Origin of the sequence: Flavobacterium oncorhynchi (assembly GCF_002217355.1) — a bacterium.
GTDB classification, from domain to species: domain Bacteria; phylum Bacteroidota; class Bacteroidia; order Flavobacteriales; family Flavobacteriaceae; genus Flavobacterium; species Flavobacterium oncorhynchi.
This window is the reverse complement of the sequence record NZ_MUHA01000035.1, coordinates 1-17,843: the sequence shown is the minus strand read 5'-3', so window position 1 is coordinate 17,843 and position 17,843 is coordinate 1. Positions and strand designations below refer to the sequence as shown.

Below are 17,843 nucleotides of genomic sequence, written 5' to 3'. Positions count from 1 at the left end.
AGTCGCTTTTTTATCCCAAAAAAAACGAACAAACATAAGTCCGGGGTTTTCATTTCCATCCGGGCTAAAAATAATATGAAATACCTAATTACCATTGTCGGACCAACAGCAATAGGCAAAACCGCCTTAAGCATTGCTTTGGCAAAACATTTCAAATGCGAAATCGTTTCTTGCGACAGCCGTCAGTTTTTCAAAGAAATGACAATTGGAACTGCAGTACCTAATCAAGAAGAATTAAATTCTGCCCAGCATCATTTCATTCAAAATAAATCTATTTTCGAAAATTACACCGTAGGCGATTACGAAAAAGAAGCTTTAGCCAAAATTGAAGAACTATTTCAAACCAATGATTTTGTCATTCTTATTGGCGGTTCAGGCCTATATGTTGATGCCATTTTAAAAGGTTTCGATGAATTTCCTGAAATCGATCCTCAAATTCGTTCTCAAGTAAATTCTAACTATGAAAAACTTGGAATTGAATATCTTCAAGAGCAACTGAAAAATTTAGATCCCGAATATTATCAAAAAATAACGGTAGAAAACCCGCAAACATTACAAAATCCACAGCGAATGATGCGTTTTGTAGAAGTTTGTATTGGAGCCCAAAAACCCTATTCATCATTTTTAAATCAAAAGAAAAACAATAGAGACTTCACTCCTATTTTAATTGGTTTAGATGCAGATAGAGAAGTTATTTACAACCGAATCAACCAGCGCGTAGATATTATGATGAATGAAGGTTTACTTGAAGAAGCAAAAGCATTGTATCCTAATAAAGCGTTAAATGCGCTTCAAACGGTCGGTTATAGAGAATTATTTAGTTATTTTGATGGAGAATTCACTTTGCCTTTTGCCATAGATGAAATCAAAAAAAATACACGAAGATTTTCCAAAAGACAATTAACGTGGTTCAAACGAAATGAAAACACCAAATGGTTTGATTACGCAACAGATAGAAAAGAAATTACAACTTACATAGAAAATATTCTAAAGTAAAAGTCTCTTTTCTTTCATCTTTCTTCTATTCTCAAAAAGAAAAATCTAAACTCAACAATCTAAAATTAAAAAATGCCAATATCTCCAAATTTTACATCCGTTTTAAGTAAAGACTGGGAAATCAATTTTACACAATGTACGCCAACAGGTTTCTTAAAATATACCGATCTGTGCAATATTTTACAATTAACCGCTGCCGCACATTCAGAAGTTGGAGGAATCAGCTTTTATGATATGCAGGAATTTCACCAAGCTTGGGTTTTAAGTCGAATGCGAGTTGAAGTTCACGCTTTACCCAAATGGCAAGACGTTGTAACAGTAAAAACATGGATTAATAGCCTAGAAAATTCACGCTCTGTTCGTGCTTTAGAAATGTATGTAAACGGAAAGAAAATTGTAGGCTGCGAGACTTATTGGGCAGTTTTCAATACACAATTACGCCGTCCGGAAGCTTTAGCGTTACCTTACGAACATTTCGAATTATTCCCTGAAAATAGAGCCACTGAGGAAGGCTTTTCTAAAATAAACATCAATCACGAAAAAGAAGCTGTTTTTGAAAAAATAGTTTATTTATCTGATTTAGACATTGTAAATCACGTAAACAACGTAAAATACCTCGAATGGTGTCTCGATCATGTTGACCCAAAAAGAATCATGAAACAGGAAGTAAAAAGCTTTGAAATGAATTTCATAAAAGAACTTTCATTAAAAGATAATGTTGTAATTCATGAAAGCGAAGACGACGATCATACTACAGCAACATTCAGCATTACAAAAGGCGACAAAACCTGTTTTGCTTTAGAATTGCATTGGAAATAAATTTCTCCTCTATTTACACAATCTTGTCATTTCGACGGAGGAGAAATCTTCGCAAGAAGCTCTACAAAGATTGGACATTCGTTACGGAGTTACTCGCGAAGATTTCTCCTCCGTCGAAATGACAAACTTTATCTAAAAAACAAAAAAACGATGCAATATGCATCGTTTTTTCATCAAAATCATTTCGATTTCTCTTTAGAATTCTTTTTAGAATTCTTTTTCTTCTTTAACAAATCTATTTTTCCTTTAATTCTCTTCTCTACTTCACTAATATCAGAATCAAAAGCAAACTGTAAACTGCATAATTTTGCATTTTTAATTTCTTTTAATGCTTTTTTAAATTCCTTTTGAGCTTCAAAAAGAATCGCTTTCTTCACATAAATATCAGATTTATTAATTCCTTTTATCGTCAAAGCAAAATCGATTAGCTTTTGAGCTTCTTCATAATCTTCATTTAAAATTAAAGTCTGCAAATAATGCGGATACACTTCAAACGCATAAATATTAATAGCCAGAGCTTCCTGAAAATACAATTTTGCATCTTCGTAATTCATTAACTGCTCAGCCTGAATTCTTCCGTACAAACACAAAACCATAGTATTTTTTGCATCATAAGAAAAAGCATAATCTAAAGATTCAATTGTTTCCTCAAGCGAATACGGATAGTTATCCAAAGCCTGAAAAAGATATTTATCTATTGTTTTCATTATGTAAATCGTTTTTTAATTTCTGACGAGTTGCTTTATAGGTTTTCTCTATTTTATTCTTTTTAAAATCACTTCCGGTAAAAACTCTAATAGGATTCCCTCGCTGAATATTCAACTGATTTTCCCATTGTTTCCCTACATGATTTTTAAGCTGAGTTAGTTTTTCGTCTTCTAATTTTTTTAATAATCTTTCTGTTGCTAATTTTTTGTTTTGGTGCTGTGAACGACTGTCCATTGCCACAACTGCAATTCCTGTTGGAATATGTGTTGCACGAATTGCCGAACTCACTTTGTTCACGTGCTGGCCTCCTGCTCCAGAACTACGCATTGCCTGATATTGAATATCATTTTCTGAAACTGACACATTTTTTTGCGGTTCGATTTCAAAAATCCCAATAAACCAGTTCTTGCGTTTGTGCATTTTTCTAAACTGACTCTGACCAATCCACTGAATCGTACCAACCCAAGAATTCACAAAATTTTCTGCATCTATTCCTTTTACAGCAATTGATGCTGTTTCAACCGTTCCATTTTCCTGTCCTGTTTCCCTCTGAAGCAAAACAACATCTAATTGTTGATCTTGTGCTTCTTCCAAAACTTTTTTAAGCACTTGGGCAGCAACCCAAGTGCATTCTGCAGGTCCGCGACCTGCTGTTATTTGAATTATTCTTTCCATTTTCTTAAAATTTTAAGCAGTTTCTCTCTGTTTTTTGCTGCTTTTACAAATTGTGGCAAACGAGAAACTAAACTTGAAGTAACGTTCATTTTTGAATTACGTTCTCTTAAATCAGCTTGAATGTATCTTTCTAAATAATCAATATGATCTTGATTATAAGCCCAAAAAATACTATCATTGACTTCTTTTTGAAACCACAGTGGTAAATTATACCAACATTCTTTTACCAAACCATCATCATGCTTTAGTTCCTTTCGAACTCTATAAACCTTTGTTTTCCAATCCTCTTGAAAATTACAATGCGGGCATTTTGTTTTATACATTAACGGTTTTTCCTTTAATGGTTGAGACTTATATTCGAATTTTTCAAAGCAATTATTACAATACTCTTTCCCATATGCCACATATTGATAAATAGGTTCATCCATTTTGTAAAAGCAATGTTTACACTCAAAAATCATTGTTATGCATTTTCCACATTCACAATCTTTCTTTGGTACGCTCTTTACAATGGCTCTAGATTCACATTTTGGGCATTTTACAAAAATCTCATTGTAAAAATTCCCTAACCATTTATTTTCATCTTGAAATCTTTCCATAATCTACTTTTTAACAATCCATTCTAACAATCTTCGGCGTAAAAGTTCCTAAAACTTCAACCAAATCGGTTTGATTTGCCATCACTTTTGTAATGTCTTTATATGCCATTGGCGCTTCGTCAATATTTCCTCCAATCAATGTTACATCATTCGCTTTCAAAACCTTTTTAATTTCACTTTGCGTAAATGTACTTTTACATTTCGCTCTTGAAAACAAACGTCCGGCACCATGTGAAGCAGAATTTAAACTCTCTGCATTTCCCTTTCCTTTTACAATGTAGCCAGGTGCAGTCATTGAACCAGGAATAATTCCCAACTGACCTTCTGCCGCAGGAGTTGCACCTTTTCTATGCACAATGCATTCCTGACCGTTTACCATTTCTTTCCAAGCAAAATTGTGGTGGTTTTCAATCGTTACCACTACTCTTTTTCCAATTGCTTTGGCAATTCGTCTGTGAATATCATCGTGACAAGCTTTTGCATATTCTCCTGCTAAATTCATCGCCAGCCAATATTCCTGACCATCATGTGTATTTAAATCTAACCAAGCTAAATGCTGTACATTTTTAGGTAACGGACATTGTTTTGTTGCCAAATACGTGTAATGCTTCGCAATATTTGCGCCTAAACCACGAGAGCCACTGTGCGAAAGAACAGCAAAATACTCACCTTTATCAAGCTTCCACTCATTCTCTGGATTTTCAATTTTAGCTATTCCAAACTCTACAAAATGGTTTCCTCCGCCTGAACTTCCTAATTGTTTATAGGCTTTTGGCAAAAGATTCTTTAGTAACGGAATATCCTGAAATTCACTTTTATAAAACACTTCATGATCAACTCTTGAAACATGTGTTTCATACATCCCAAATTTTGTCTTGTCTTTTAAAATAGCTTCTAGTTGATGTTCTTTTCCTTTGAAATGAGAAGCTGGTAAATCGAAAATTGAAAGACTCATTCGACATCCAATATCAACTCCAACTCCGTAAGGAATTACAGTATTATCTGTTGCTAAAACTCCGCCAATTGGCAATCCATATCCCGAATGCGCATCTGGCATTAATGCTCCAGCAACTGAAACTGGTAGTTTCAAAGAATCATATAATTGAAATTTTGCCTGTTGGTCTATTTCATTTTCACCAAAAATGGTAAAAGGCGCTCTTGTTGTTTTAAGCTGATGCATTCTTACTTGAACTGGCTTTATTAAACCTTCAGCCACTTTACCCCAAGTTCCATTTCCTTCGTACTTTTCGGGATTTAACAAAACATCTTTTGCTTCTGTTAGAATAGATTCTTTTTTTTCTCTTTTTCTATATCTGTTTATCTGCCCTAAGGCGATATTTATTGAATTATTCTTTGGAAAACCTAATTTAATCAGGTCTTTTCCAGTTAATTTATTTCCCATAAATTATTTAATTATTTGTTGGACAAGCTCAAATCAAATCGAACGTAAAATGGTTCAAAATGAAATAAACATGCGAAATCTTAAATCCTTTCGGATAGTTGTTAAATTATTCTTTCGGGAAAATTTGAAGTGTCTAGAATAAAAAAAGCCCGAAACTAAATGTCTTCGGGCTTTTTTAATATATCTAAAAATGTATTTCTAAGATTGAAATAAGCCACGAAGAAGCGCTGCACCAAATCTGTTTGGTGTGAAGCTTTGTGATGTTGATGTAAGTACAAACATTTTTCTTCGTTTTTAAAAGGGTTATTATTTTTTCGTCTGCAAATATTCAGAATTGTTTTTTGAATTTCCAAATTTATTTTAAAGAAAATTCTTTAGAAAATAAATTAGCATGTTTTTAGAACTTATTAAAACGCAAATATCTATCTGAAAACTAAAGCCCTAGCCCTGATAGAAGCGGTATCCTTTTTCTTGCTCCTTTAGCAAGAAAAAGATACAAGCGGATAGCAGGAAATAGCTCCAAATTAAGAAATTTCAACAAAAACAAACTCCAAATTCCAAAATTTCTCATCACATTTGTCATTTCGACGAAGGAGAAATCACACCCGTAATTCAAAAAGATTGGCTATTTTGTTTGCGGAATTTCTAGTGTGATTTCTCCTTCGTCGAAATGACAAGATTACGTACTAAAGCTTTTTGGGCATAAAAAAAAGCTCTGATTTCTCAGAGCTTATATTTTTTTTAGGTGAATTTATTATTCAGAAACTTTACTTTTTACAACTAATCTGAAACCTTCTCCGTGGATATTTAAAATTTCAACATCTTCATCTGCTTTTAGATATTTTCTAAGTTTAGCGATGTAAACGTCCATACTTCTTGAAGTAAAGTAGTTATCATCTCTCCAGATTTTTGTTAATGCTAATTCTCTTGGCATTAAGTCATTTTCATGAAGAATCAACATTTTAAGCAGTTCGTTCTCTTTTGGAGATAATTTTATTGGTTCTTCGTTTTCAAAAGTTAAAAATCTAAGTTTAGAATTAAGGTGGAATTTACCAATATTAAACTCAAATTGAACTTGTTCTGCTTTTGTATCAGCAGATTTTCTCTGAATAATTGCTTTGATTTTCATCAATAAAACTTCTGAATCAAAAGGCTTATTCAAATAATCGTCAGCACCAGCTTTGTATCCTTTTAACACATCCTCTTTCATAGATTTTGCTGTTAAGAAGATAATAGGCACTTCACTGTTTTTTTCTCTGATTTCTTTGGCTAAAGTGTAACCATCTTTATAAGGCATCATTACATCCAGAATGCATAAATCATATACATCTTTTTTGAATTTCTCGAAACCTTCCATACCGTTTTTAGCTAAAGTAACTTCAAAGTCATTTAACATTAGATAATCTTTAAGAACTGCCCCAAAATTAAGGTCATCTTCTACTAAAAGTATTCTTTTGTTATTATTTTCCATATTTTAATTTATTAATGGTATTTTTATTATAAAGGTGCTACCTTTTCCTTTTTCACTTTCAACATATACTTGACCATTGTGGTCTTCTACAATTCTTTTTACGTAAGCAAGACCTAAACCATGTCCTTTTACGTTATGTAAATCTCCTGTATGTTCTCTGTAAAATTTCTCAAAAACTCTTTTCTGAGCAATTTTACTCATACCTAATCCATTGTCTTTTACTTTTATCAGAATCATGTCTTTCACATTCTCTGTAAAAATTTCAATTTCAGGAATATCTGGTGAATATTTTATCGCATTTTCTAAAATATTAACCAATACGTTTGTAAAATGTACTTCATTTATCAAACAGGTGGTTCTGGCCGCATTATAATGTCTTACAACAGTCCCTTTTCTATCTTCTAAAATTAAATTTACGTGCTCAATTGCATCATCAATTATCTCAGTAATTACAGTTGGCTCTTTTGTAATATCTAATTCTCGCTTTTCAAGTTTAGAAATTCGCAATACATTCTCAACTTGTGCATGCATTCTCTTATTCTCATCCCGAATCATTTGAAGATAACGATAAACCTTTTCTTTATCTTCAATAATTTTTGGATTCCGAATTGCATCCAGTGCTAAATTTATGGTTGCAATTGGAGTTTTAAACTCATGCGTCATATTATTTATAAAATCGGTTTTGATTTCAGAAATATGTTTTTGGCGCAGCAACTGATTTAATGCACTCGTATAAGCTATTATAATAATCAATGTAAAAACGATCGATAAAATCGTAATGCTTAACAATTCAGATAACAAAAATTTCTTTTTATGTGGAAATGTAACTGATAACTGATATTTACTATTTCCTTCGTTATCTGTAAAAATTGGAATACTATACGTTGCCTCTTTGTCGTAATGAAATCCATCCGACTTTATTTTAGTTGGAACGCCGCTGCTGTAAACTCCAAATTCAAATTTGGTTTTAACGCCGTATTCTTCTAATTCTTTCCTTAAGAGTTTATAGAGTTTATCTTTTGTAATTCTGCCATCAATTGGGGTTAATGACGCAATATCTTTATATTGAATTTGCTGTTGAACTTTATTAAGAATATCTAAACTACCTGATTTTTCAATCTTTAGATCAGGTATTAAACTCTGTCCTAAATTATTATTATCAATACCGTTATTATTGTTATAAACTTCAGTTACTCTTTTTGTGCTAAAATTTTTAAATCGTTCACTGCTGAATTTTTTATTAAAAAGCGAACCGCTTATATCATAATCTTCAGAAGTTAATGTATTTGAGTAGATGATAGTTTTATTCGTCTTTGCATTCCTCTGAACATAAAAAACCTGCAATAAATCTTCTTTTTTTGGAATTTTCCCTGTACTGTCTTTAATGCGATTATATTTATCGTAAAAACTGTACTCTTCTTGCTGTTCAAGCTTATCGGCAACATTCCCGATCACTTGTGTAACGTGGTATTTAAACTGCTCTTCGTTATTTTTAAACGAAGAATTGAACCAAAATACCTGTACTAGAATTATCCCTATTAAGGACAAGCTCATCAATAAAACAAGTATTCTAAAAAATAATTTATTCATCGAAACAAAATTAATATTTTAACAATATACTAAATAATACATTAACCAAATATTAACATTTAAGACTGATTTTGTTTTATATTTAAAATTTTAAGAATTTTAACAACTTCTTCGTTAGCAATTTTAAGATTACTGTTATTAATAACAAAATTGCTCAAAGAAATTCGTTTTTCATCATTCCACTGCATTTCCATTCGGCTTAAAACCTGTTCTCTTGTAGTATTGTCGCGCTTTATTACTCTTTCAATACGTACTTCAATTGGAGCTGTTACAGTAACAATGTAATCACACTCTTTATATCTTCCACTTTCAAATAAAATAGCAGCTTCATAAACCACATATTGATCGTTTTTATGCTGCTGGAGCCAATTTTCAAAATCTTTTTTTACCGCTGGATGCACAATAGCATTTAGCTGAGCGAGCTTATCTGCATTATTAAATACGATTTCAGCAAGTTTTGCTCTATTTAAAATATTGTTTTCAAAAAGAGTTTCGCCAAAAACACTTTTTATTTGATCTATAATTTCAATCGACTGCATTACTTTTTTGGCTTCATTATCGGCTATATAAACCGGCACACCTTTTTCTTTAAAAAAAATAGCAATTGTAGTTTTACCGCTTCCAATTCCGCCTGTTAAACCAATGACTTTAACCATGAATTATACTTTAAAAAACATACGAGGAAAAGCTTCTTGTGGTTTTCTCTTTAATAAACCAACTTTTATGAAAGACTCTAAAAAACCTCTTCCGTATCCGTAAAACTGTTTCCAAACTGCAATTACAGATAGATATCCAATTTTAATGCTTTTATTCTGAATAGTTGCTGTAAGAAAAATTATAACGAAATATACAAAATATAATTGTAATAAAATATCAATATTAAATATTAACAGTAAAAAAGCTAATAATAGACCCAATATAAATAATGTAGGAAACCAAAAAGTCACCTTTTTATGCTCTGGATACCAACTATTTAATATTGGACGGGCTTTTCCGAATTTATTAACTTGTATCGAGAATTTCTCCCAATCGATTCTGCGTTTATGATATACATAGGCGTCAGGAAATAATCTGGTTTCGAATCCTAAATTCCACAAACGAATGGATAAATCTGGATCTTCCCCAGGATGAATATTACCAAATCCTTTAGAAGCTTCAAATGCTTTTTTCGAAATTCCCATATTAAAACTTCGCGGCTGAAACTTATTAATTTTTTCAGAACCACCACGAATTCCTCCTGTTGTCAGGAAAGATGTCATTGCAAAATTGATTGCTTTTTGTATGTCTGAAAAACTATCTAATGCTTTATCTGGACCGCCAAAACAATCAACATAATCTTCATTTAAAGCTTTACGAACTTCACTTAGGTAATTTGGAGGTATTATACAATCTGAATCGAATATGATAAAATAATCTCCTCTTGCCTTCTGCATTCCAAAATTTCTAGAATCACCCGGTCCGGAATTTTCTTTAAAATAGTATGAAATATTTAATTTTCCTTGATAAGTCATTACAACATCTTTACAAGGAATTGTCGACCCGTCTTCAACAAGGACAATCTCAAAAGCTTCATTATAATCAGATTTTGAAAGACTTTCTAAAAGTTCATCTACTTCATCTGGACGATTATACACAGGTATAACTAAAGAAAAAATCATAATGGGAATGCGGTATTAAATTGTATATTTTAAACTTTAAAAATTTTAACAAAGATATGCTATATTCATAAAAAAACCATCAACTTTTGGTTGATGGTTTTTTACTTATGTTAATTTTTATTTATTTGATACTTTCAATATTAACTATCTCATTTGCTTCAGCTTTGTAGTCAACTCCAGCAAATTCAAATCCAAATAAATTTAAGAAATCATTTCTATAACCTGCTAAGTCTCCAATAGCTGGTAATGTTTCTGTCGTAGCTTCTTTCCAAAGTTCAGCTACTTTTGCCTGAACATCTTCACGCATTTCCCAATCGTCAATTCTAATTCTTCCTTTTTCGTCTGTTGGAACTTCAGAACCAGAATACAATCTATCTTGAAATAAACGCTGAATCTGCTCAATACAACCTTCGTGAATACCTTCTTCTTTCATGATTTTGTAAAGAAGAGAAATATACAATGGAATAACTGGAATTGCAGAACTTGCTTGTGTAACTAATGCTTTGTTTACAGAAACATAAGCTTTTCCTCCAATAGATTTTAAACTGTCTGTAATTGTAAATGCCGTTGCTTCTAAATGATCTTTTGCACGTCCGATTGTACCTTTACGATAAACAGCTTCTGTAAGTTCAGGCCCAATATAAGAATAGGCAATTGTTGTAGCGCCGTCTGCCAATAAATTTTCATTTTTTAAAGCATCCATCCACATAGCCCAGTCTTCACCACCCATAACTGCAACTGTATTTTCAATATCTTCCTCGTTTGCAGGAGCGATTGAAACTTCGGTTACATTTCCTGTATGAAAATCAACTGTTTTATTTGTAAAAGTTTGTCCAATAGGTTTTAAAACCGAACGGTGTAAAACTCCTGTATTAGGATTTGTACGCACTGGTGAAGCTAAACTATAAATTACAAGATCTACTTGTCCTAAATCAGCTTTAATTAAATCTAATGTTTCTCTTTTTATTTCGTTTGAAAAAGCATCGCCGTTGATACTTTTTGCATATAAACCTGCTTTATGAGCTTCTGTTTCAAATGCAGCAGAATTATACCAACCTGGAGAAGCTGTTTTTCCTTCAACCGGTGGTTTTTCAAAAAACACTCCAATTGTCGCAGCATCAGATCCAAAAGCACTTGTAATTCTTGAAGCTAATCCAAAACCTGTTGAAGCACCAATAACCAGTACTTTTTTTGCACCAGCGATTGCACCTTTTGATTTGATATATTCTATTTGATTTTTAACATTCTGTTCGGCTCCCTTTGGATGGGCTGTCAAACAAATAAATCCTCTCATTCTAGGCTCTATAATCATACTTTTTTTATTTATTCGTAAATAAGCTTCTCATTAATAATCACAAATGATAAACTAATTTCGTTTGTTTAATACGTTTTTAGATGGCAAATATAAATTATTTCTTTAGTTCAACAAGGCTTTAGCATGATTTAAAGCTGAATCTGAAACCACCGCCCCAGATAACATTTGCGCAATCTCTATAACTCTTTCGTCCTGAGACAAAAGCTTTAATTCTGACTGTGTAGCATCATCGATTATTGATTTAAAAACTTTAAAGTGCGAATCGCCTTTTGCAGCAATTTGAGGCAAATGCGTAATGGCAAAAATTTGCATTTTTAAACTCATTTCTTTCATAATCTCGCCCATTCTAATAGCAATTTCTCCAGAAACTCCTGTATCAATTTCATCAAAAATTAAAGTAGGTAATTTTGAATATTGAGCTAATATTGCTTTTACTGCAAGCATAATACGAGACATCTCTCCTCCAGAGGCAACTTTTTTCAGCAATCCAAAATCAGTTCCTTTATTGGCTGCGAACAAAAACTGCAATTCATCTTTTCCATTCTGAAAATAAGTCTCTGATGGAATCAATTCAATTTTAAAGCGAACATTAGGCATTCCTAACGTATCTAAAATAGTTATTAATTGATTGGATAAAACCGGAATTGCATCAATTCTATTTTTATGAATTACAGTTGCAAATTCATTCAATTCGGCTGCTTTTTGTTCTATTGCTTTTGAAAGTGATTCTATTTCTTCTTCAATATTATCTAATTCAAGCAATGTATTCCCTAAATCTTCCTGAATTTGAAGTAATTCTTCTACAGAAGCAGCGTGGTGCTTTTTCTGAAGGTTAAAAATTAACTGCAATTTTTGACTGATTGCTTCTAATTGCTCTGGATCGTTTACTAATTTTTCAACGGCATTTTGTAACTCTTTAGAAATATCATCAAACTCGATAGACAAACTTGTTATTCTTTCAAACAAGTTTTGATATTCAGCAGAAAAAGGTGCTATTTTTTGCAGCGATCCTTTAATTTCATTTAAATTATGAAAAACTCCAAATTGTTCTTCGTTTGCAATTACAAGTGATTTATCTATTGATTCTTTAATAATTTCAACATTATTAAGTTTTTCAAAATCAGATTCTAATTCTGCTTGTTCACCAGATTTTAATTTAGCCGAAACCAACTCATTCAGTAAAAAAGTATTGTACTCCTGCTCTTTTCCTGAATCGCTTTGTTTTTTAAGCAAGGCATTAAGTTTTGATTTATCTGATTTATAAACTTTTAATAAATTTTGATATACTGCAATTGTATCTCCGTTGTTCGCAATTGCATCAATAATTTTAAACTGAACACTTTCCTCTGATAATTCCTGAGTTTGCTGCTGTGAATGAATATCTATTAAAAATAAACTTAAATCTTGTAATTCCTGCAGGTTCACAGGACTGTCATTTATAAAGGCGCGAGATTTTCCAGAAGGTAAAATCTCACGACGAATTATGGTTTCATCTTCGTAATCTAAATCGTTTGTCTCAAAAAACTCTTTTAGATTGTATTTAGAAATTTCAAACTGAGCTTCTATGACACACTTTTCTTCTTTATTTTTTAACGATGTAAGATCAGCTCTTTTTCCTAAAACCAAACCAATTGCACCTAGTATAATAGATTTACCAGCTCCTGTTTCTCCTGTAATTATAGAAAATCCTTTTGAAAAATCAATTGAAAGCTTTTCAATAAGGGCATAATTTTTAATTGACAGTGAAGTTATCATAGGGGAAATTTATAAATATTTAAGCTAATGAAAAAATAAGAAATAAAGCTATTAAAACTTTATTTGAGACCATTTTGAAGAATTTAATGGCGAAACTTTATTTAAAACATCTGTTAAATCAGAAATTGGAATGCTTGGACCTCCAGAAAAAATAGAAACAATTTCATCTGATTTTGCATCAAAAAATATTCTAGTTAAAAAAGCATTTGGCTTAACTGTATTTAACCTTCCAATAATTAAAATTGCATTTTTCACTTTCTCTTTTGAACTTTTCAAATCAAGACTCATTCCATCCAAACCTGTGTGATATGCATAAGTTACCTGGCGCAAATCACTAAACATGGGAGAAACCATATCATTAATTAAATAATAACGGTTTTGAAGTCCATCAGACTGATTCCATCCTTTAAAACCTCCTTGCTGTGCAACGTTTGCAATATTTTGAGCGGTTTCAAGATATTGATTTCCTGCTCCCATTTGAAACGTGTCTGCATCCATTCCTAAAATTAAATAACTGTAAAATGATATTACAGAAACTAAGTTGGATTCATAAACAGATGGATTAAACAATAAAGGTTCGTATTCTGTGTATTTAAAGTTGAAATCTTTATCATTATAATTCAAAACTGGTGAAGAATAGGTTGAATTAAAAATCAATCGAGAAGACTGTACTTGTATTGTTCCTGTAAATTGATCTGAGCTGTTAGATGAAAGTGTAATATACATTGAACAATTAATTCGCTCATTCTGTTTTAAAACAGAACCTGTCCAATCTGTTTTGTTTACAAATTCAGACAAAGCCGTCTGCAGTGTTTTAAAAACCTGCTGATTAGGATTTGGCAATCTTTCAGTATTAATAGTTACTATACAATTTAGTTGTTGCGCTTGTGTAAAGCCAAAAATTAAAAACGCTAAAAGAGTAACTATTTTATTCATATAAAAAATATTAACTGCTATAAACAGTAATCTTAAATTTGCTTTAAGATGCTGTATTAAATCCTAACTATTTCGAGAAAAACGAAACTACTTTCTTTAAAATATCGATTGCTACAAATTCCTTCGATTTTAATTCCATTGGCTCGATCTTGAAATTTTTATCAATAAAAGTAACTTTATTAGTTTCTTTTTTAAATCCAGCTCCTTCATCTTGTAAGGAATTTAAAACAATCAAATCTAAGTTTTTTTTCTGAATTTTCAGCTTAGCATTTTCAATTTCATTTTCAGTTTCTAAAGCAAAACCTATTAAAAACTGTTTTTCCTTAGCTGCTCCCAAAGATGACAAAATATCTTTTGTTTTTTCCAGCTCAATCGAAAATTCGCTTGAATCTTTCTTGATTTTCTGTAAAGCAACTTCCTTTGGCCTATAATCTGCAACTGCTGCTGCTGCAATCACTACATCAGAGTTTTTAAAATGCAAATGACAGGCATCATACATATCTTGTGCAGACGTAACGTTTACAACTTCTATAGACTGGTTTTTAACTTTTAAATGTGTTGGCCCTGCAACTAAAACAACTTCGGCTCCAAGTTTTGAAGCTTCATTTGCAATATCAAACCCCATTTTTCCTGAGGAATGATTTCCTATAAAACGCACAGGATCTATTGCTTCGTATGTTGGTCCAGCGGTAACTAGTATTTTTTTTCCTCTCAAAGGCAATTTACTTTCTAAATCAGCCTCTAAAAAAGCGATAATATTTTCTGGTTCAGCCATACGTCCTTCACCAGACAAACCACTTGCAAGCTCACCATTTTCAGCAGGAATCATAATGTTTCCAAACTGTTTTAAAGAAGTAAAACTAGACAATGTTGATGGGTGTTTATACATATCTAAATCCATTGCCGGAGCAAAATAAACAGGACATTTAGCCGACAAATAGGCTGCGATTAAAAGATTATCGCAATTACCATTAGCCATTTTCGACAATGTATTAGCAGTTGCGGGAGCAATCAACATTAAATCAGCCCAAAGAGCCAATTCTACATGATTGTTCCATACAGCATCTTCATCGTCCTGATTAAAGAAATTAGAATGTACAGGATTTTTTGATAAGGTAGATAATGTAAGCGGGGTTACAAAATCCTTAGAAGCAGGTGTCATTATCACTTGGACATGTGCACCTGCTTTTATAAAAAGTCGTACTAATGAGGCTGTTTTATACGCTGCAATTCCACCAGAAACTCCTAGTAAAATTTTCTTCCCGTTTAAAACTGACATTATACTATATTATTTATTTGAACTTCTATGGTAAGTTTTACCATCTAACCATTCTTGAACAGCTAGAGCGTGTGGTTTTGGCAATTTTTCGTAAAATTTAGAAACTTCAATTTGCTCTTTATTTTCAAAAACTTCTTCAAGACTGTCATTGTAAGTAGCAAACTCTTCTAATTTCTCAGTTAATTCTTTTTTAATTTCAGAATTAATTTGATTTGCTCTTTTAGCCATAATGGTAATTGCTTCATACACATTTCCTGTTGGCTCTTCAATAACTGTTTTATTGTAAGTTATTGTGTTAACAGGAGCATTCGTCTTTTTTAAATCCATGACTTTATTTATTTAGTAAATTTTTGTAAATCTGTTTCAACTCTGGCATTCATTTCTTCTGCCTTTTCTTTGTACTTTGTATCGCTTTTAAACTTTATCAAGTTATTGTAAGCCACTTTTGCAACGTTTAAACGTTCTTCCATTTTTGATGGAATACTATTAATTGCTAATTGATATGCTGAATCGTATTTGTAAAACAAAGCATCTTCTTTAAACGGTGTTCCTGGAAAGTCTGCAATAAAATTATCAAATGCAACTAGTGCTGATTTGTAATCTGAAATTGTATTATATCCTTTAGCATTCTCGTAGGCTTTTTTCTCTAACTTTCCATTTAATATCTTTACAGCTTCATTTGCTTGAGCAAGATATTCTGAGTTTGGATAATTATCAATAAAAGCTTGTAATTTCTCTAATGCTTTTACCGTATCTGCTTGGTCTAAACTGTAAACGGGTGCTAATTTTGAGTAACTAAAAGCACCTAAGAAAGCTGCTTCTTGTACTTTTTCACTTCGTGGATAACCTGACACAAAACTTTCGAATTGATATCCAGCTAAATAATATTGTTTTGTTTTATAGTAAGACTGCGAAAACATATAAAAAAGCTTTTCTGCTTGAGGTTTACCTCTATATGTAGGCGCTAATTGCTCAAAAAGACGAATTGCTTTTGAATATTTTCCAGCATCATACATTTTTGTAGCCATTTCAAATTTTGCTGCGACGTCTTCATTTTTTAACACTTTTTGGTATTCACTACAAGAACAAAAAAGGGCAACAATAATTAATAGAGATACTAGTTTTTTCATTTTCTTACTTTTATTATGATTCCTTAGACGTTATGCCAAAGCAAAATCACACCGAAGTTTCGGTGGCAAATTTAGTTATTAATTTAGCGAATGCAAAATATTTTTTCGTATAATAAAATACCGATAATCTTAGAGTTACTAAATACTCGCTTTTACAAAATCATTTAATCTTTGAGCTAATGAATCATCAACAGTTACTAGAGGCAGACGCACTGTATTATCAGCAATACCAAGAGCTTGAAAGATTTGTTTAATTCCTGCTGGATTTCCCTGCTCAAAAATCATATCGATACAATCTGACAATAAATATTGCGTTTTAAACGCTTCATTTACTTTTTTATTCAATCCTAAACGAATCATTTCTGAAAATTCTTTAGGAAAACCTTGTCCAATTACTGAAATTACACCTGCTCCTCCTGCTAAAACAATCGGTAAAGCAATCATATCATCTCCTGAAATTACCAAGAAATCTTTTGGTGCATCTTTGATAATCTGCATTGCTTGAGCCATATCTCCAGCAGCTTCTTTTATGGCAACTACATTACTAAAATCATTTGCTAAACGAACTACTGTAGACGGCAGCATATTACTTGCTGTTCTTCCTGGTACGTTATACAAAATTACCGGTACTGGCGATGCTTCTGCAATTGCTTTAAAATGCTGGTAAATTCCTTCTTGCGTTGGCTTATTATAATATGGTGAAACAGAAAGTATAGCTTCAAAAGCTGAAAAATCTCTTGTTTTTAATTCTTCTACAATCTGCAGAGTATTGTTTCCTCCTACTCCAAGAACTAGAGGCAGTCTTCCTTTATTAACATCGATAACAGTGTTTATAACTAACTCTTTCTCTTCTTGTGTTAAGGTAGCGTTTTCTGCTGTTGTTCCCATAACTACAAGATATTCAACTCCTCCATCTATCGAAAAATTAACGATACGCTGTAAGGCTTCGATATCTATTGAAAAGTCTTTTTTAAATGGGGTCACAAGTGCAACACCAGTTCCTATTAATGATTGCATATTAATTTATAATTTATTTTATACTTTTTAAATACTTAAACAATTCCTTAATGAAAAGTTTATAATTCTCTATTTCGGTTTTAATCATCCAGCGATTTAATCTATTGTCTACTGAAGCAAATCCTACTTTGAATTTAGCTTTTGAATTATTGGTAATCATCATCAAAATTGCTTTTTCGATTTCGTAATAACTAATCAAAAGATCAAATTCTGTTTCGATAAATTCGTTTAAAAAATTTTCTGTAATCTCGGCTTTCCAATTGATATGATTTTTACCAAAAGTAGGTTCTGAATACGTTTCTTTTATCTTAAATTTATCTCTGTACGCAACGATTTTTATGTTTTCAGCAGCAATTCCATAAAGGGTTAATTCTTTTACTAACTCTTTAGAATACTGAAATTTGCTTTCATCAACCAATAAACCAATTGTTTGCACATTGCTTGTAAAGACTTCGTTTTTGAGATTATTCAAGTTATTTTTTAATGATTTTTT

At 31.8% G+C, this 17,843-nt stretch carries 18 protein-coding genes; 2 read left to right on the top strand and 16 right to left on the bottom strand.

Going from position 1 to position 17,843, the window contains the following annotated elements; genetic code table 11:
• The first annotated feature begins 75 nt into the window (after positions 1-75).
• Together miaA and B0A75_RS19640 are read left to right on the top strand one after the other, a co-directional pair.
• Positions 76-996, top strand: coding sequence for a tRNA (adenosine(37)-N6)-dimethylallyltransferase MiaA (gene miaA / locus B0A75_RS19645; RefSeq protein WP_089055967.1), 921 nt, complete (start codon positions 76-78; stop codon positions 994-996).
• 72 nt (positions 997-1,068) lie between these two features.
• Positions 1,069-1,815, top strand: a complete 747-nt coding sequence (locus B0A75_RS19640) for an acyl-[acyl-carrier-protein] thioesterase (protein ID WP_089055966.1) — start codon at positions 1,069-1,071, stop codon at positions 1,813-1,815.
• 179 nt (positions 1,816-1,994) lie between these two features.
• On the opposite strand, the gene B0A75_RS19635 is transcribed toward B0A75_RS19640, so the two are convergent.
• From B0A75_RS19635 to B0A75_RS19560, 16 genes are all read right to left on the bottom strand, one after another.
• Positions 1,995-2,522: a hypothetical protein gene (locus B0A75_RS19635; protein WP_089055965.1), complete on the bottom strand. Its 528-nt coding sequence runs from the start codon at positions 2,520-2,522 to the stop codon at positions 1,995-1,997.
• Positions 2,506-3,198: a peptide chain release factor H gene (gene prfH, locus B0A75_RS19630; protein ID WP_089055964.1), complete on the bottom strand. Its 693-nt coding sequence runs from the start codon at positions 3,196-3,198 to the stop codon at positions 2,506-2,508. The genes B0A75_RS19635 and prfH overlap by 17 nt, the downstream gene beginning before the upstream one ends.
• Positions 3,186-3,797: a hypothetical protein gene (locus B0A75_RS19625; RefSeq protein ID WP_089055963.1), complete on the bottom strand. Its 612-nt coding sequence runs from the start codon at positions 3,795-3,797 to the stop codon at positions 3,186-3,188. Before B0A75_RS19625 ends, prfH begins: the two co-directional genes overlap by 13 nt.
• A 10-nt stretch (positions 3,798-3,807) precedes the next feature.
• On the bottom strand, positions 3,808-5,199 hold the full coding sequence (locus B0A75_RS19620; protein ID WP_089055962.1) for an RtcB family protein: 1,392 nt from the start codon (positions 5,197-5,199) through the stop codon (positions 3,808-3,810).
• A gap of 754 nt (positions 5,200-5,953) precedes the next feature.
• Complete coding sequence (locus tag B0A75_RS19615) at positions 5,954-6,670, bottom strand: response regulator transcription factor (protein WP_071637402.1); 717 nt, start codon at positions 6,668-6,670, stop codon at positions 5,954-5,956.
• 3 nt (positions 6,671-6,673) lie between these two features.
• Positions 6,674-8,260 carry a sensor histidine kinase gene (locus B0A75_RS19610; RefSeq protein WP_089055961.1) on the bottom strand — a complete coding sequence of 529 codons (1,587 nt, stop codon included), beginning with the start codon at positions 8,258-8,260 and terminating at the stop codon, positions 6,674-6,676.
• Positions 8,261-8,319: 59 nt separating this feature from the next.
• Positions 8,320-8,916: a dephospho-CoA kinase gene (gene coaE / locus B0A75_RS19605; protein ID WP_089055960.1), complete on the bottom strand. Its 597-nt coding sequence runs from the start codon at positions 8,914-8,916 to the stop codon at positions 8,320-8,322.
• 3 nt (positions 8,917-8,919) lie between these two features.
• The gene (locus B0A75_RS19600) at positions 8,920-9,918 is read right to left on the bottom strand and encodes a glycosyltransferase (protein ID WP_089055959.1); all 999 of its coding nucleotides are present in this window, start codon (positions 9,916-9,918) and stop codon (positions 8,920-8,922) included.
• A 121-nt stretch (positions 9,919-10,039) separates the two neighbouring features.
• A complete protein-coding gene (gene fabV, locus B0A75_RS19595; protein WP_089055958.1) occupies positions 10,040-11,230 on the bottom strand; it encodes an enoyl-ACP reductase FabV in 1,191 nt (396 codons plus the stop codon).
• Positions 11,231-11,335: 105 nt separating this feature from the next.
• Complete coding sequence (recN, locus tag B0A75_RS19590) at positions 11,336-12,988, bottom strand: DNA repair protein RecN (protein WP_089055957.1); 1,653 nt, start codon at positions 12,986-12,988, stop codon at positions 11,336-11,338.
• 51 nt (positions 12,989-13,039) lie between these two features.
• The gene (porD, locus tag B0A75_RS19585) at positions 13,040-13,924 is read right to left on the bottom strand and encodes a type IX secretion system protein PorD (RefSeq protein WP_089055956.1); all 885 of its coding nucleotides are present in this window, start codon (positions 13,922-13,924) and stop codon (positions 13,040-13,042) included.
• A 67-nt stretch (positions 13,925-13,991) separates the two neighbouring features.
• Complete coding sequence (gene coaBC / locus B0A75_RS19580; RefSeq protein WP_089055955.1) at positions 13,992-15,203, bottom strand: bifunctional phosphopantothenoylcysteine decarboxylase/phosphopantothenate--cysteine ligase CoaBC; 1,212 nt, start codon at positions 15,201-15,203, stop codon at positions 13,992-13,994.
• A gap of 9 nt (positions 15,204-15,212) precedes the next feature.
• The gene (locus B0A75_RS19575) at positions 15,213-15,530 is read right to left on the bottom strand and encodes a DNA-directed RNA polymerase subunit omega (RefSeq protein WP_008463064.1); all 318 of its coding nucleotides are present in this window, start codon (positions 15,528-15,530) and stop codon (positions 15,213-15,215) included.
• Positions 15,531-15,538: 8 nt separating this feature from the next.
• Positions 15,539-16,333 carry an outer membrane protein assembly factor BamD gene (locus B0A75_RS19570; protein WP_089055954.1) on the bottom strand — a complete coding sequence of 265 codons (795 nt, stop codon included), beginning with the start codon at positions 16,331-16,333 and terminating at the stop codon, positions 15,539-15,541.
• Positions 16,334-16,471: 138 nt separating this feature from the next.
• Complete coding sequence (dapA, locus tag B0A75_RS19565) at positions 16,472-17,350, bottom strand: 4-hydroxy-tetrahydrodipicolinate synthase (RefSeq protein WP_089055953.1); 879 nt, start codon at positions 17,348-17,350, stop codon at positions 16,472-16,474.
• A 13-nt stretch (positions 17,351-17,363) separates the two neighbouring features.
• On the bottom strand, positions 17,364-17,843 hold a 480-nt coding region (locus B0A75_RS19560), incomplete at its 5' end, for a DUF6913 domain-containing protein (protein ID WP_123872419.1).

Excerpts from the sequence above, each read along its gene's own strand:
- miaA (WP_089055967.1), top strand. The coding sequence starts at position 76 with ATGAAATACCTAATTACCATTGTCGGACCAACAGCAATAGGCAAAACC.
- B0A75_RS19640 (WP_089055966.1), top strand. The coding sequence starts at position 1,069 with ATGCCAATATCTCCAAATTTTACATCCGTTTTAAGTAAAGACTGGGAA.
- B0A75_RS19635 (WP_089055965.1), bottom strand. The coding sequence starts at position 2,522 with ATGAAAACAATAGATAAATATCTTTTTCAGGCTTTGGATAACTATCCG.
- prfH (WP_089055964.1), bottom strand. The coding sequence starts at position 3,198 with ATGGAAAGAATAATTCAAATAACAGCAGGTCGCGGACCTGCAGAATGC.
- B0A75_RS19625 (WP_089055963.1), bottom strand. The coding sequence starts at position 3,797 with ATGGAAAGATTTCAAGATGAAAATAAATGGTTAGGGAATTTTTACAAT.
- B0A75_RS19620 (WP_089055962.1), bottom strand. The coding sequence starts at position 5,199 with ATGGGAAATAAATTAACTGGAAAAGACCTGATTAAATTAGGTTTTCCA.
- B0A75_RS19615 (WP_071637402.1), bottom strand. The coding sequence starts at position 6,670 with ATGGAAAATAATAACAAAAGAATACTTTTAGTAGAAGATGACCTTAAT.
- B0A75_RS19610 (WP_089055961.1), bottom strand. The coding sequence starts at position 8,260 with ATGAATAAATTATTTTTTAGAATACTTGTTTTATTGATGAGCTTGTCC.
- coaE (WP_089055960.1), bottom strand. The coding sequence starts at position 8,916 with ATGGTTAAAGTCATTGGTTTAACAGGCGGAATTGGAAGCGGTAAAACT.
- B0A75_RS19600 (WP_089055959.1), bottom strand. The coding sequence starts at position 9,918 with ATGATTTTTTCTTTAGTTATACCTGTGTATAATCGTCCAGATGAAGTA.
- fabV (WP_089055958.1), bottom strand. The coding sequence starts at position 11,230 with ATGATTATAGAGCCTAGAATGAGAGGATTTATTTGTTTGACAGCCCAT.
- recN (WP_089055957.1), bottom strand. The coding sequence starts at position 12,988 with ATGATAACTTCACTGTCAATTAAAAATTATGCCCTTATTGAAAAGCTT.
- porD (WP_089055956.1), bottom strand. The coding sequence starts at position 13,924 with ATGAATAAAATAGTTACTCTTTTAGCGTTTTTAATTTTTGGCTTTACA.
- coaBC (WP_089055955.1), bottom strand. The coding sequence starts at position 15,203 with ATGTCAGTTTTAAACGGGAAGAAAATTTTACTAGGAGTTTCTGGTGGA.
- B0A75_RS19575 (WP_008463064.1), bottom strand. The coding sequence starts at position 15,530 with ATGGATTTAAAAAAGACGAATGCTCCTGTTAACACAATAACTTACAAT.
- B0A75_RS19570 (WP_089055954.1), bottom strand. The coding sequence starts at position 16,333 with ATGAAAAAACTAGTATCTCTATTAATTATTGTTGCCCTTTTTTGTTCT.
- dapA (WP_089055953.1), bottom strand. The coding sequence starts at position 17,350 with ATGCAATCATTAATAGGAACTGGTGTTGCACTTGTGACCCCATTTAAA.